We start from the raw sequence: 13,720 nt of genomic DNA, 5'->3' as shown, positions 1-13,720 counted from the left end.
TGCCCATAGTTCATATTCGCGGTGCCCGGCGCTCGTCGTCAATGCGGTACCGGTCCCCAGCTGTGGGCGCTCGAGTCGGACGCGGGCGCGCGCGGGCCGATCGGAGAAATCCGCTGATCACCGGACCGAATGTGGCCGCGTCGGTAACGACGTCGACATGTCCGCCCGGATGTAGGTGCAGCGTCGAATGCGGCAGCATTCGGTGCATGATGCGGGCATTGACGACCGGGATGATCGGGTCGTCGGTGCCCGCGACAATGAGTGTGGGCTGCCGAATCGCCCACAGCGCGGGCAGACTGGTCCACAGCGAACCCGCGAGGAGTTGGTACAGGTAGCCGCGCAAGGATCCCGCGTGCACCTGACGGTGAAACAGTTCGGCGACGCGCTCTGGATCGGTGCGTGCGGTGCCGCCGTAGCTGGCCGCGGCGATATCGGTGGCGTACTCCGGATCCCGGAACCGGCGCGGTGTGGCCATCTTGACCAGCACCCGCGGGTGGGCGGGCACCATCAGTACGCCGGTCGCCGCCGACACCAACACCAGCCTGCGACATCGGCGCGGGTTCTGAAAAGCGAATTGCTGTGCCACCGCGCCGCCCCACGACAGGCCGAGCAGATCGACGCGGTCGATGCCCAGTTTGTCCAGGATGCGGCCGAGCAGCCAGGCCAGATACGGAAACCCATAGGGGAGTGGGGAATGCGGTGACTCGCCGGTGCCGGGCACATCGAAACTCACGACCGGTATCTCGAGGTCGAGCCCGTCGACAATCGGCGCGAGCACCTCGAGCCCGGCGCCGATGCCATTGCACAACACCAGCGGTATGCCCCGTCCCGGCCGGGTACGCACTCGAATCCGTTGGCCGAATACGGTGATGATGTGGTCCCCGGTGGCGGCGATCATCGGCTCACTGCGCGACATCAGTGTTCGTGGACATAGGTGCCCGGCGCCGGACCGACGGGTGGCAGGCCCTCGGCGCCGAGCTGTTGTGGCGCGGGCTTTTCGGGTCCGCCGCGCTCGGCGAGCCAGGCGACGTAATCGGGCCACCAGGAGTCGGCGGCCCGCTCCGCCGTTTCCAGCCATTCGTTAGGACTTTCGGTGTCGGCGGGCCCGAATCGGTAGGACGCCTTGGGATTTCCGGGCGGATTGACCAGCGCCGCAATATGTCCGCTGGTCGAGAGCACGTACCGCTGCTGCGCGCTGCCCAGCAGACGTGCGCTGCGATAGGTGGCCTGCCACGGGCTGATGTGGTCGGCGATACCACCGATCACATATGAATCGACGGTCACCTTCGACAGATCCACCGGCGAGTCCAGCATGCGCACCGCACCCGGTTCGGTCAGCGAGTTGTGCAGCCCGAGCAGCACCATATCCCGATGCAGGGCCGCGGTCATGCGCGTGGTGTCCGCATTCCAGAACAACACATCGAACGCCGCGGGCGCGCGCCCCTGGACGTAGTTGTTGACCCAATACCGCCAGATCAGATCGGTCGGCCGCAGCCACGCGAATACCTCGGCCAGCGCGCGTCCGTCGAGATAGCCCTTGCGATCGGACATCCTGATCGCCGTATGCGCCTCCTTCTCGCCGAGCGCCGCCGAGGCGAAACCTGCCTTGGACTGATCGAGTACGGTGACTGCGAGCGTCAGGCTCGCCAGCCGATCGTCCTCGCCGATATCGGTGAGATGCGCGGCGACCATGGCCGCGAGAATGCCGCCGGAACAGCTCGCCATCAGATGCGCGCGCTCGGTCCCCGCGATCCGCCGCACCGCGTCGAGTGCTTCCACAATGGCGGCGCCGTAGCTGTCGAATCCCCAATCTCGGTGCCGGGCATGCGGATTGCGCCACGATATCGCGAAGACCTGCTGGCCCCGCTGCACGAAATACTCGATCATGCTGCGGCCGGGTGCGATATCCATGACATAGAACTTGTTGATCACCGGTGGCACCATCAACAGCGGAACCGTGTGCACCGTCGGTGTCTGCGGGGTGTACTGGATCAACTCGAACATCCGTGTTTTCAGCACGACCGCGCCCGGTGTCGTGGCGATCGTCTCGCCGACCGCGAACGCATCCGGCTCGACCATCGCGGGAACTCGCGGCTGACTGGCGATATCGCGCAGGAATCGGCGCAGGCCGCGGACCGCGCTCAGTCCGCCGGTATCGATGAGCGCCTTCCAGCCCAGCGGGCTGAGCAGCGGGTTGTTGCTCGGCGACGCGCCCTCGATCACATTGTCGAATACGAATTTCATCCGCTCGCCATCGCGCCAGTCCAGATCGGCGTCTCGGTAGAGCGTCTCGGCGGTCTCGGATGCGGCCAGGTAGGCCTGCACTGCTCGATGCAGCAGCGGATTCTGTTGCCACGCGGGGTCGGCGAAGCGCTTGTCGTACTTGGCCGGTTCCCGGGTGGCCGAACCGCGGGCGATAAGGCCGAATTCCTTGACCAGTGATCGGCCGCGCTCGGCGACAGTCCCCGGCTTGCGGGCCAGATTGGCGGCCATATGTGCCCAGGAGGTGTTCGGTGTCATGCGGCGGCGCAGGCCGAAGGCGGGCCCGAGCAGCAGCAGATCGAGCGGAGCGGCGAGCTCGTCCGCGCCACGGGCGGTGGTGGGTGGGTAATTGCGTTCGGTATCAACGGTATTCGTCACGATGGCTCCTCTCGGGTGGATAGTTCGACGGTGCCCGGATCACATGTCCATGCCGCCGTTGACGCTCCACACCTGTCCGGTGATGTAGGCGGAGGCGTCAGCGGCCAGGAAGTGCACGACCCTGGCGACTTCCTCGGGGCGACCGGCCCGTCCCACCGGGATCTGGGCGGTGAGCTTGCTCATCACCTGCTTCGGAATGCGGTCGGTCATCTCGGTGGCGATCAGGCCGGGCGTCACGGCGTTGACCGTGATGCCGATGCCGTAGTCGGTGCGCAGGCCGGATTTGTCCAGCTGGCAGGCGGCCTCCTTGGCCAGGGTCTTGGTCAGCCCGAACAGCCCCGACTTGGCGGCGGCGTAGTTGGCCTGGCCGATATTGCCGGTCTCACCGACCACGGAGGATACGTTGACAATGCGTCCGGTCCCCCGTTCGACCATGTGCGCAAGCGCGGCCTGGGAGAGGAAGAAGGCGCCGGACAGGTTGACCGCGAGCACGGTGTGCCAGTCCTCCTCGGTCATCGCGGCCACCGTCTTGTCCATGGTGATACCCGCGTTGTTGACCAGAATGTCCAGTCGCCCATGGGTTTCGATCACCTCGGCGATGGTGCGGCGACAGTCGGCGGCGGAGCTTATATCGCCCTGATGGGCCGAAGCGGTGGCGCCGTGCGCCCGGGCCTGCTCGGTGAGGTTCGAGACGAATTGGTCGGCGCCGTCCTTGTTGTAGCCCACGGCCACTGTGGCGCCCTGGCCAGCGAGGCTGCGGGCGATCGCGGCGCCGATACCGCGGGTGCCACCGGTGACGAAGGCGACGCGGCCGGTGAGTTTTCCGGTGCCCAGTCCGAGCCCGGGGATTTCTTGAACGTACGAAGTGGTCATTCCTGATGCTTTCTGGGTATTTGGAATCTTGGTATGCCGCACCGTTGCTAGCTGCCATTACTGTCGTATGGAATTCGATCGGGATCATCGTCTCGGGGAGACGAGAACCGGGGGATTCATTGGCAGGCGGACACAGGACCTGCGAACATGCGGTGCCGCTATCGGTGTGCGGCCGGTCGGCCCGAAGTGACATCGATCTCGGGCGACCCGATTGCTAGCCGATTTCTTCCAGGTGGCGCAGCGCCGATTGCGCGGCGTTGGCGCCGCACATACCGTGCGCGCCGGGACCGGGTGGCGTGGCCGCGGAGCAGATGTACATTCCCGGCACGCCGACGTCGTACGGCGACAGTGTGGTGCGCGGACCGAAGACCAACTGACGAATATCCTTGGCGCCGGTCATGATGTCGCCACCGACATAGTTCGGGTTGTAGGTCGCCATCTCCGTCGTCGTCCGCACGGTCTGCCCGACGATGCGCTCCCGGAAACCAGGCGCGAACCGCTCGATCTGGGCGATGATCGCCGCGGTCGCATCGCCGGTATATCCGTTGGGCACGTGGGCGTAGGTCCACAGCGGATGGACATTGCCGACCGAGCGCTGCGGGTCCGCCAGGTACTGCTGCCCGACCAGGACGAAGGGTCGCTCCGGCATCCGGCCCGCGTGGATATCCCGTTCACCGGCGGCGATCTCGGCGTAGTCGCCGCCAAGATGCACCGTCCCGGCGCGGTGCGCGTCCGGATTGGTCCACGGCACGCCGCCCTCGACCGCGAAGTCGACCTTGAAAGCCCCGGGTCCCTGCCGAAAACGGTGGTACGCCTTGGCGATTCGGCGCGGCAGCCGATCGCCGAGGATATCGGCGACGGCGCCGGGTGCGAGGTCGAACATCGTGATGTCGGTGTGCGGCAACTGCGATATCGCGTCGATGCGGGTCCCGGTCTCGATCTTGCCGCCGAGATCGCCCAGCAGCGCGGCGAGCGCGCCGCTGATCGATCGCGATCCGCCCGCCGCAACGGCCCACCCGTGCCGGTGCCCGGCGGTGATGATGCCCAGTCCGATCGCGGAGGTCAGCGGCTGATGCAGCGGCCGAAAGGTATGTGCCGCGATGCCACCGAACAACGCCCTGGCCGCCGCGGTCCGGAATGCCCGTGCCAGCGTCGAGGCGGGCAGTATGGTCGGAATGCCGAATCGGGCCAGCGTCAGCGGGTGGTGTGGCATTCGCAGCAGCGGGCCCATGATGTCCTGCGCCAGCGCGTCGTACCGGGCCACCGGGCGATCGAATGCCAGCCGCCAGCGTGCCCCGTCTCGGCCGAGCCCGGCCGCGGTCTCCTCGACCGAGCGATGCAGCACCCCCGCCGAACCGCCGTCGAGCGGATGTACGCAATCTATCTCGGACCAGCGCCACTGCAGCCCGTACCGGTCGAGGCCGAGACTGCCGAGGAATTGCGAGCCGACGGCCATCGGATGGGTGGCCGAGCAGTGGTCGTGCAGCAGACCGGGCACGATCGCCTCGCTGGAGCGGGTGCCGCCACCGATCTCGTCCGCCGCCTCCAACACGGTGACCTGTACTCCGGCCGCCGCGAGGGCGACGGCGGCGGCGAGCCCGTTGGGGCCGCCGCCCACCACGGTTGCGGTGCTCATGCCAGCGCTCCATGCCCGTGCTCATCCAGGATGACCGGTGCGGCAGTGGGCTTCGGTTCGGTCAGCGACCAGCTCACCTCGGTCGGGATCGGACCGTTGGGCAACCACGGCTGCTCGGCGACCGCGTCGGCGACCTTCCAGGTACCGCGCTCGATCACCCCGAGCGCCCCGTCGATCACCTTGTAGTGCTGAACCTTGCTGCCCACCGCCTGCGACTCGACCCAGACGACGATCAGCTCACCCGGCTCGAATTGTGCCTCGGTCTGCACAGCCCGGACCAGATCCTCGTTGTGTAGGTGTCCGTCACCGAAGTTGAACCCGATCAGCGAATTGCAGATGAATTCCGCCTCGCGCACCGTCCGGGTATCGATATCGGGCAGGGATTTCAGCAGCACCGAGAACAGGCCGCGGCCCTGACTGTGCATGGTGCGCCAGGCGATGGTCTTCTGCAGGGTGATCTCGGCCCATTGCGGTTCGTAGCCGAACTCGATGAACTGGTCGAGTTGATTTCGCGCCGTCCTGGTCACCCGATCCAGTTTGGCCTCGGCACCGGGCGCGAACGCCCACACCGCCGACGCCCAGTTACCCGCGTACTGTCGCATCGAGGGCAGGAAGGACACCTTGTCGGGGCGGAAATTGCCCAGGATCGGGAAGAACACCAGCCCTGCCACGATCACCATGGTGAGCCACGGTGCGGACATATCGGTGACGCTGTAGCCGTCCCAGTTGGGGAAGCCGAGGAACAGGAAGATCGTGGTGTAGGCGAACAGCACATTCCACTCCAGCGGCACCGCCAGCGGGAAGGTCGAGACGATGAACAGGTGGAACACCACCATCGCGGTCGCTGCCGCCACGGTGAGCCAGATATTCGTCGAGAAGAACAACGTCAGCGGTGCGACGATCTCCACGAAGGTGCCGCCGACGTGCGCCATCAGATCCGCCACCCGGGACGGCCGCAGGTCACGCGGGAAGTCGCGATAATGCGCCCGCTTGATCCAGGTGAACGGCATCGAGGGGCTGTTGCTGACCATCGGCGGGACCACATTGGCGAAATGCTTGCCGAACTTCGACACACCCGCACCGACCCAGACGACCAGGATCAGCAGCTTCAGCGCGATGATCATGTCCACGAATGGCAGCACGGTGAAGAAGACGAGCGCGGGCAGGTACTGCTCGCCGCGAGCGGCGAGGAAGACCGTCTTGTCGCGCAGGCCGTTTAGCACCAGCAGCACGATTGCGGGCACGATGAGCGCGGGGGCGACCAGGCCCGAGGTGTTGTCCGGGACCGCGGCGGATAGCGAGTCACTGTGCACGCCGGGCAGAACCAACGGAACCGCCACGGCGACCAGCATGGCCACATAGAGCACGATGTCGAACCAGGTGCGGCGATCACCCCCGGTGAACGGCACCCAGCGCCATGGCCGCAGCCGAATGGTGCCCGGCCTGGCCCAGAACAGGATGCCGCCGGTCATCGGCTTTACCTTCCCCGCGAGCGGTCCCCACGAGCCCGCGACACCGATCGCCTCGAGCAGGACGGTCCACAGCACCGCCTTCTGGTAGACGATCGGCTGGTCCCACCACTGCGAAACATGCCAGAACGCAGGCAGATCCGAGGTCACGGTCGCCACGACAATGCCGCCCAGCGCGTAGCACAGCAGCAGCTTCAGGATGTAGATCGTGTGCACCATTCGCGGCGAACCGAATCCGTGCTCGCCCCAGCTGACGGCGAGGATGCGCATCCGCTCCATCAGCGGCTTCCGCAGAAATGTTTCCGGATCGACGGCTGGGAGATCCGGCTTTGTGAAACTCATTGTGAACTCCTAATTTTCGAATGTATCTCAGGCACCCTGGAGGTGCAGCGATTTACGCAGCGAGGATTTGTCGATCTTGCCGACGGCGTTCTTCGGCAGCTCGTCGAGAATTGTGATCGCCACGGGCAGCTTGAATTTCGACAGCGCGCCGCGCGCGTGCTCATGGATCCTCTCGGCGTCGATCTGCGCGCCGGAATTCAGCGAGACGAACAGCACCGGCTGTTCGCCGTACACCGCATCGGCCCGGCCGACGACCGCGGCCTCGGCGATTTCGGGCAGTTGATAGATGACGGTCTCGATCTCTTTCGGATAGATGTTCTCGCCGCCGCGAATGATCATGTCCTTGGCGCGGTCGACCAGCACGAGATAGCCGTCCTCGTCGATGCGTCCGATATCGCCGGTGTGCAACCAGCCGCCCGCGAGCGCCTTGGCGGTTTCCTCGGGGCGATTCAGGTAGCCGCGCATGACATTCGGTCCGTGCACCTGCACCTCGCCCAGTTCACCGTCGGCCACCGGGAGGTCGTTGGAGTCGACGATCCGGATGGTCTGGCCGGGCAGCGGCAGCCCGACGGTGCCCGGCTTGCGCTGGCCGCCGATCGGGTTGACGGTGCTCGCGCAGGAGCCCTCGGACAGTCCGTATCCTTCGACAATCGGTATGCCGTAACGGCTTTCGAACTTGTCCAGCAGTTCGACGCTGGCCGGTGCCGCGCCGCATACCGCGAATCGCACGGCCGAGGTATCCGGTCGCACATCCGCGGGCAGATCCGCCAGCATCGTGTACATGGTCGGTACGGCGGAGAAGTAGGTCGCGCCGCTGCGTTCGATCCGCTCGAAGAAGGTCTTCGGGCTGAACCGGCCCGCGATGGTGGTCCGGCCACCGGCCAGCAATGGCGACAGCGTGCCGACGACAATGCCGTTGACATGGAACAGCGGCAGGATGAGCAGGCTGTGGTCGGCGCCGGTCAGCTCGAATGCGTCGATCACCATGCGGCACATCGCCTTCAGATTGGCGTGGTCGAGCATGACGCCCTTCGGGCGGCCGGTGGTGCCGCTGGTGTAGATGAGCAGAGCCAGCGCGTCGTCGGACTGCTGGACCGGATCGGCGAAGGCCGGGGGTTCGGCGGTCAGCTCACGCACCGGCAACAGCGCGGGTGTGGCCAGTTCGATCTGCCGATCGGTGACCAGCACCTTCGCCCCCGCGTCCGCCACCTGGTATGCGACCTCGGACGGGACGAGTGTGGGGCTGAGCGGGGTGACGGCCGCACCGATACGCCACGCGGCGAACAGGGTCACCACGAGGCTCACGGTGTTGGGCAGCATCACGGCGACCACGTCCTGGGCGCCGATGCCCTGGCTGCGTAAGGTCGCCGCGGCCCGCTGGACGGTCCGGAGGAACTGAATGTTGTTCAACTCGACGTCATCGTCGGCGATGCTCGGTCCGTACGGGTCGCGGGTGGCGCGTAGGTCGGGGAGTTCCGAAAGGTTCATGGACAATTCCTGGTCTGGGGGTCTCGAAGGGATACACCAAACGATAGGAATCGGACATCTGGTAAACACCGTCGCGAAAATACGAAGTCCGCGGCCGGTGTTGTCGTGGGAAGACAACCGCATCAGGAAATCGATCACCCTGGTCGGCGCAGCGATCTACTGTTGGTTATGGCTGACCGGCGCCGGTTCGACGATGCAGTCGTCATAGAGAACGCCGCGCGGATCGAGGGGCTGCTCCGTGCCAGGCTGGGCGAGGTATCCCGGTCGATTCAGCAGACCCTGGCCGCCGAGATTTCCGAACTGCGGGGTAATTCGCAGCTCATCGAATTACTGGGCGCCAGCGTCGAGGGAAATATCGATGCGGTCTTCCACGCGTTGCACTACGACATCCCGATCGAGCGCGTCGAACCGCCGACCGCCGCGCTGGAGTATGCGCGGCGCCTGGCCCAACACGATGTCTCCTCCAATGCGCTCGTGCGGGCGTACCGGCTCGGTCAGCAGGCGCTGCTCGATGTGATCCTGGACGAGATCCGCGTCGCAGACCTCGATCCGACACTGAGCCTCGATGTCTACGAGCGGATGACAACGGTCTCCTTCCGCTATATCGATTGGATTTCCCAGCAGGTCGTCGGGGTGTACGACGTCGAGCGCGATCGGTGGTCGGAGCACCGCAACAGCGTGCGCGCCGTCCGTGTGCGCGAGCTGCTCGAGGACGGCGAAGTGGATCTGGACGCGGTCACCGCGGCAATCCGCTACCCGCTCAGGCGAATTCACCTCGCACTGATTCTCTGGTACTCCGACGACGTGAAGGGCAACGAGTTGGTGCGGCTGGAACGCTTCCTGCGCGAGCTCACCGAATCGCTACCGACACAGGGGAGTGCGTTGTTCGTCGCCGCCGATCGAGTCAGCGGTTGGGGCTGGATTCCGTTGAGCGCCGAGCCCGCGCCGACCGTCGTGGGGCTGGTGCGTCGGTTCATCGCCGGGCGCCACGATGCTCCGTGTATCGCCCTCGGCATGCCACTGCCCGGTGTCGAGGGCTTCCGCCGCTCCCATCGGCAGGCCGAGAGCGTCCGCAACGTCGCCATCGCCGCGGGTCCACGCAGCGAGGGCGTCACGGCGTCCGGCGACCCCGGGCTGGCCGCGGCCGCACTGCTGAGCGGCGATCTGCCCGAGGCTCGGGACTGGGTGCGCGATGTGCTCGGGCCGCTGGCGACCAACTCCGACAACGATGCGCGACTGCGCGACACCCTGCGCGTCTTCCTACATCACGGCGCGAGCTACAAGGCCGCCGCCGACGAGCTGAACCTGCACTTCAACTCGGTGAAATATCGTGTCCAGCGCGCCGTCGACCGCCGCGGCCGCCCGATCGGCGAGGATCGCCTCGATGTCGAGCTCGCCCTGCTGCTGTGCCACTGGTTCGGTCCAGCGGTTCTCGGGCCCGTCGATGAGGGCCTTGTCACGACCGATCGCATTCGCCGCGCGAACCGGTCAGCCGTCGGTCCGGAACGGGGCCCGAGCTCGGCCATGTGAGGTGTCATCGATGCGATGCGATGCGATGCGATGCGATGGTTGGCGTTGGTGCGCAACGACTTTGCCGCCGACCCGACGGATACGAGACGCCATGGCGGTCGATTCCGCTCAGGCCTTGCTCGGTGACGGTGTCAGCGGACGACCTCGACGATGTCACCGGGGTTGAGGTGGTGGTAGGTCGCCTCGGCGCCCTCGGGGGTCATCCGGATGCAGCCGTGCGACTGTTCCTCGATGGGGCCGATATGGGTGGCGATATCACCGTTGAAGAAGACGGCCCACTTCATCGGAGCGTTGTGCATGGTGCTCCAGAAGTCCTCCCTTTTGAAGGAGACCCGGAAGACCCCGGGCGGCGTCTCATACCCGGGCCGACCGTGGGAGATCGGGGTCGGACCGTAGGTCACCTTGCCGTCTTCCATCAGCCAGGCTTCGTTCGTGGACAGCCGCATACACATCCGTGCGTTCTCGGCACACGGTGCGTAAACGGGAGCTGGCGGAATGGGCGGAATGATCGCCGGTGTGCCGATATCTGGGCCACCCGGCCACAGTGGTTCTGCTTGCGCCGTGCCCGCCATCAGGAGTCCGGCCGACACGGCACCGACGAGCACTGCGGATCTGACCGACCAGTTTCGAAAACGCTTGCTGTTCTTCACGCTACTGACCCCTCTCACCTTGGGCACCCTGGGCGTGGATCGCCAGGGTGATGATGGGACCAACCTCGTAGCGTTAAGCATATGACCGCCGAGAGGTGAAAGTGATCGTTTCCGGAATCGCTACCTCGGCCTCTGTCATAACGGACTGGTGTCGCATAAGCGCCAGCCGCAGCCGCATAGACTCGATCCGACCACGGGATCGGGCGCGCATTGTCCGGGTCCCAAGTACGCTCGGAGTGTCGAAATATGAGGCGACAGATTGGTTTCCGTAATTAAGGGGGAACAGTGGACGCGCTGAAGCTCGACCCGGCGGCGATGGCCGCCTACACCGCGATCGCGAATACGGTGTCGCAACAGCTGGCCTCGGCCTCGGCTGTCGCGGGTGGCGCGGTGAATCCGGAGCGACTCGTCGCTGATCTCGGACCGATCGGCGCCACATTTGTGGCCCGATTCACCGAGAAGGTGCACGAACATGTCCAAGCGCTTTCTACCGCAGGACAATTGGTGGCCGCCTATGGGCAGGTACTGCGCGACTACAGCGCGGATATGCAGGGCATCGACGTAGATTCCGCGGGCGCTGTTGCCCGGCAAGGAGAAGCGCTGGCATGAGACGACTGCTCCGACGGCGGCCCGCCAACACCGCCGCCGATACCCCCGTCAGCACCGTCGACCCGAATGTGGATCCGCCGATCGTGGCCGCGCTGGTGGAGCCGCTGCTACAGCTGCGCGCCTCGCTCGGCAGCGGCGTCGCGACACCGGACCGGTCCGTGGTCGACGCGCTGTCCGCGGCGTCCACACAGGTCGCCGATGCCGAGGGCCCGCACCGCGACGGCCTGCACGCACTCGAGTCGACCTGGACCTCGCGCGCCGCCGACGATGCCGTTCCGGCGTTGCGCACCACGCAAACTCAGATCGGCGATATCTCCGACCGCGGACCGGAGTACCTGTCGGTGCTTGGTGACGCCCATGCCACCAGCGCCCGCGCCGCGCAGAAGGTGGAGCAGATCATCGCGGACTTCCGCAGGGACGCCCGGCAGATCATGAGCACCGCGAGCGCGTCCTCGGATACCGATGCCGTGATTGCGCGGGCGACCCAGGCGCTGCGGGACGCCGTCACCGCGGTCAGCACCGCGCAATCGGAAATGGACGGCCACACCGCCCGACTCGACGGGATGGGACCGCTCACCGTCACCACACCGCAGGGCGTTGGCACCACCCAGCAGACGGTCGTGCCCGGTACGACGGACGGCACGACGACCGCGGGCGTGACCACGACAACGCCACTGGACCCGGTGCAGGCGGCCCAACTCCAGTTGCAGCAGTACCTGATCAACGCGGGTGTCTCGGTCGGCACCGCCGCCATGGAGGCCGGGGTCAATATCGGCACTCACCTCATCGATAAGATCGCCGAAGTCGGTACGCACGCCATGGACACCGTGGCCGCCTCCGCGGACAAGGCGATCGACAAGGCGATTCCGGAACTCATCCATCCGGGCAGCACCACGAACCCGACCACCGGCGAGTCCGCGAGCAAACCCACGAATGTGATCGACTTCGGCGGCGGATCGGGTCTGTCGGCCAAGCCCGCGCCGAATGCCGGGACCAGCTCGGTGATCCCGCCCAATGGATCCACCGCCACGAAACCGGCTCCCGCGCCGATGCCAGCACCGGCGCCGCAGGCACCGGCCGCCACGGATACACCACCGTCGCGCCCCTCCGCGCCGGAACCGGCGAACCAGCCGGGCAGCACCGGTGGTCTGGCGATGCCGCCGTCACCGCAATCGGATGAGGATCGCCGCCCGCGCGACGGCCAACTCGGCGTCACCGTGCCGACCGTGCTGGCGACCGTCCCGCCTGCGGTGATCGGCGAATTCGACGATGACGAGCTCTGATTCCGGCTCCTCGAGCCGGAACCAGGGCAATCCGTTCGATACCGGACTGCCCATGATCCGGCCAGCCGCCCCCGCCTCGAAGCGGCGGCGGCGTCCGGGCGCGCGGCGCGGTTCCGGCCAACGACGGGGCCCTCGGGTCGATCCGCTCGACCCACCCGAGCGGCCACTGCGTGCCCGGCCGTCCGGGGATTGGCAGGAATGGCTGGAACCGCGTCATCCCGCCGTGGCGCCACCGGAGGCGGAGCAGAGCCGGGACCGGACCCGCACCGTCCCGACCGAATCGCCGCTACCTGCGGAAACCAAGGCCGTTGTGCCCACGATCATCGATCGGTCCGGCGGTAATCCCGGCCCGGCACTGCGGCATCCGCCGCGACGTCGCGATCAGCAACCGGCAGGTGGCGGCAATCGGGTGGTCGCGGTGCTGATCATGCTCGGTGTGGTGCTCGCGGTGGTTTCGGTGCTGATGTTCGTCTTCGGCGGTTCGGGTGAGCAGAAGCGCCCCGCCGCGGCGACCTCGGCGGCCGTCGTGCCGGGGACCACCGGACGCGTTCCAGGGACCACCGCACCCGGCGATCAACCGTCGCAGGTCGCGACGCCGGGCTGTGAACAGCGGCGCACCGGCGATGTCATCTCCGGCACGGATCCGGGCGGCACCAGCGATGGCCCCTCGGCGATCCTCGCCTTCGAGCGTGCGTATTACGTGCAGCGTTCCGGGTTCGCGGCGCGCGGCGTCGTCGCCAATGACGCGAATGTGCCCGCTGCCGACCAGATCCAGCGCGGCATCAACCAGGTCCCCACCGGCACCCTGTACTGCGTGCAGATCACCCGCGCGGGCACCGATGCGGGGGAGGCGCACTGGGAGGTCCGGCTCACCCAGCAACGACCGGGTGAGCAACCGCAGACCTTCACCCAGATCATCACGACCCGAACGGCAGGCAATCGAACGCTGATCACCGCGATCAACGCCGCCTGACGCGGACCGGCGATCGCTGCTTCGGGCGGCGCGGAATCGGGCTGTGCGGGACCGAATCGAGTCGTGTGGGTCGCATCGAGGGTGCGGTGGGATTCGAGCCGTGTGGGGCTGGATCGAGTCGTGTGGGGTCGTATCGAGGGTGCGGTGGGATTCGAGCCGTGTGGGGCTGGATCGAGTCGTGCGGGGTCGTATCGAGGGTGCGGTGGGATTCGAGCCGTGTGGGGCTG

The 13,720-nt window shown here is 66.6% G+C and carries 11 protein-coding genes; 4 read left to right on the top strand and 7 right to left on the bottom strand.

Translation table 11 applies throughout. The annotated features are described in order from the left end of the window. Positions 1–10: 10 nt before the first annotated feature. The 6 genes from ACWEO2_RS35060 to ACWEO2_RS35035 form a co-directional block, all read right to left on the bottom strand. Entirely contained in the window at positions 11–916 is a 906-nt protein-coding gene (locus ACWEO2_RS35060; RefSeq protein ID WP_452409288.1) for an alpha/beta fold hydrolase, read from the bottom strand. Beyond that, a complete protein-coding gene (locus ACWEO2_RS35055; RefSeq protein WP_452409287.1) occupies positions 916–2,640 on the bottom strand; it encodes a PHA/PHB synthase family protein in 1,725 nt (574 codons plus the stop codon). Before ACWEO2_RS35055 ends, ACWEO2_RS35060 begins: the two co-directional genes overlap by 1 nt. A 39-nt stretch (positions 2,641–2,679) precedes the next feature. Further along, the gene (gene fabG, locus ACWEO2_RS35050; RefSeq protein WP_452409286.1) at positions 2,680–3,513 is read right to left on the bottom strand and encodes a 3-oxoacyl-ACP reductase FabG; all 834 of its coding nucleotides are present in this window, start codon (positions 3,511–3,513) and stop codon (positions 2,680–2,682) included. Positions 3,514–3,727: 214 nt separating this feature from the next. Further along, on the bottom strand, positions 3,728–5,149 hold the full coding sequence (locus ACWEO2_RS35045) for a phytoene desaturase family protein (RefSeq protein WP_452409285.1): 1,422 nt from the start codon (positions 5,147–5,149) through the stop codon (positions 3,728–3,730). Continuing rightward, on the bottom strand, positions 5,146–6,960 hold the full coding sequence (locus ACWEO2_RS35040; protein ID WP_452409284.1) for a DUF3556 domain-containing protein: 1,815 nt from the start codon (positions 6,958–6,960) through the stop codon (positions 5,146–5,148). The genes ACWEO2_RS35045 and ACWEO2_RS35040 overlap by 4 nt, the downstream gene beginning before the upstream one ends. Positions 6,961–6,987: 27 nt before the next feature. Then, positions 6,988–8,448 carry a class I adenylate-forming enzyme family protein gene (locus tag ACWEO2_RS35035; RefSeq protein WP_452409283.1) on the bottom strand — a complete coding sequence of 487 codons (1,461 nt, stop codon included), beginning with the start codon at positions 8,446–8,448 and terminating at the stop codon, positions 6,988–6,990. A gap of 168 nt (positions 8,449–8,616) precedes the next feature. On the opposite strand from ACWEO2_RS35035, the gene ACWEO2_RS35030 reads away from it, so the two are divergent. Next, positions 8,617–9,978: a PucR family transcriptional regulator gene (locus ACWEO2_RS35030; RefSeq protein ID WP_452409282.1), complete on the top strand. Its 1,362-nt coding sequence runs from the start codon at positions 8,617–8,619 to the stop codon at positions 9,976–9,978. Positions 9,979–10,109: 131 nt separating this feature from the next. On the opposite strand, the gene ACWEO2_RS35025 is transcribed toward ACWEO2_RS35030, so the two are convergent. Next, positions 10,110–10,628 carry a L,D-transpeptidase gene (locus ACWEO2_RS35025; protein ID WP_355186855.1) on the bottom strand — a complete coding sequence of 173 codons (519 nt, stop codon included), beginning with the start codon at positions 10,626–10,628 and terminating at the stop codon, positions 10,110–10,112. 285 nt (positions 10,629–10,913) lie between these two features. Here ACWEO2_RS35025 and ACWEO2_RS35020 point away from each other — a divergent pair, with 285 nt between their 5' ends. Genes ACWEO2_RS35020 through ACWEO2_RS35010 form a run of 3 tightly spaced genes read left to right on the top strand, consistent with a single transcriptional unit; the run spans position 10,914 to position 13,493 of the window. Next, a complete protein-coding gene (locus ACWEO2_RS35020) occupies positions 10,914–11,237 on the top strand; it encodes a hypothetical protein (protein ID WP_452409281.1) in 324 nt (107 codons plus the stop codon). Continuing rightward, the gene (locus ACWEO2_RS35015; protein ID WP_452409280.1) at positions 11,234–12,520 is read left to right on the top strand and encodes a hypothetical protein; all 1,287 of its coding nucleotides are present in this window, start codon (positions 11,234–11,236) and stop codon (positions 12,518–12,520) included. Before ACWEO2_RS35020 ends, ACWEO2_RS35015 begins: the two co-directional genes overlap by 4 nt. Continuing rightward, the gene (locus ACWEO2_RS35010) at positions 12,507–13,493 is read left to right on the top strand and encodes a hypothetical protein (protein WP_452409279.1); all 987 of its coding nucleotides are present in this window, start codon (positions 12,507–12,509) and stop codon (positions 13,491–13,493) included. The genes ACWEO2_RS35015 and ACWEO2_RS35010 overlap by 14 nt, the downstream gene beginning before the upstream one ends. The last annotated feature ends 227 nt before the right edge of the window (positions 13,494–13,720 follow it).

The organism is Nocardia sp. NPDC004278, from assembly GCF_053602975.1.
The sequence above is the reverse complement of the archived record's forward strand: the minus strand, read 5'-3'. Positions and strand labels throughout refer to the sequence as shown.

Coding starts and splice junctions, on each gene's coding strand:
- ACWEO2_RS35015 (WP_452409280.1), top strand. CDS start 11,234: ATGAGACGACTGCTCCGACGGCGGCCCGCCAACACCGCCGCCGATACC.
- ACWEO2_RS35060 (WP_452409288.1), bottom strand. CDS start 916: ATGTCGCGCAGTGAGCCGATGATCGCCGCCACCGGGGACCACATCATC.
- ACWEO2_RS35045 (WP_452409285.1), bottom strand. CDS start 5,149: ATGAGCACCGCAACCGTGGTGGGCGGCGGCCCCAACGGGCTCGCCGCC.
- ACWEO2_RS35035 (WP_452409283.1), bottom strand. CDS start 8,448: ATGAACCTTTCGGAACTCCCCGACCTACGCGCCACCCGCGACCCGTAC.
- ACWEO2_RS35010 (WP_452409279.1), top strand. CDS start 12,507: ATGACGAGCTCTGATTCCGGCTCCTCGAGCCGGAACCAGGGCAATCCG.
- fabG (WP_452409286.1), bottom strand. CDS start 3,513: ATGACCACTTCGTACGTTCAAGAAATCCCCGGGCTCGGACTGGGCACC.
- ACWEO2_RS35030 (WP_452409282.1), top strand. CDS start 8,617: ATGGCTGACCGGCGCCGGTTCGACGATGCAGTCGTCATAGAGAACGCC.
- ACWEO2_RS35040 (WP_452409284.1), bottom strand. CDS start 6,960: ATGAGTTTCACAAAGCCGGATCTCCCAGCCGTCGATCCGGAAACATTT.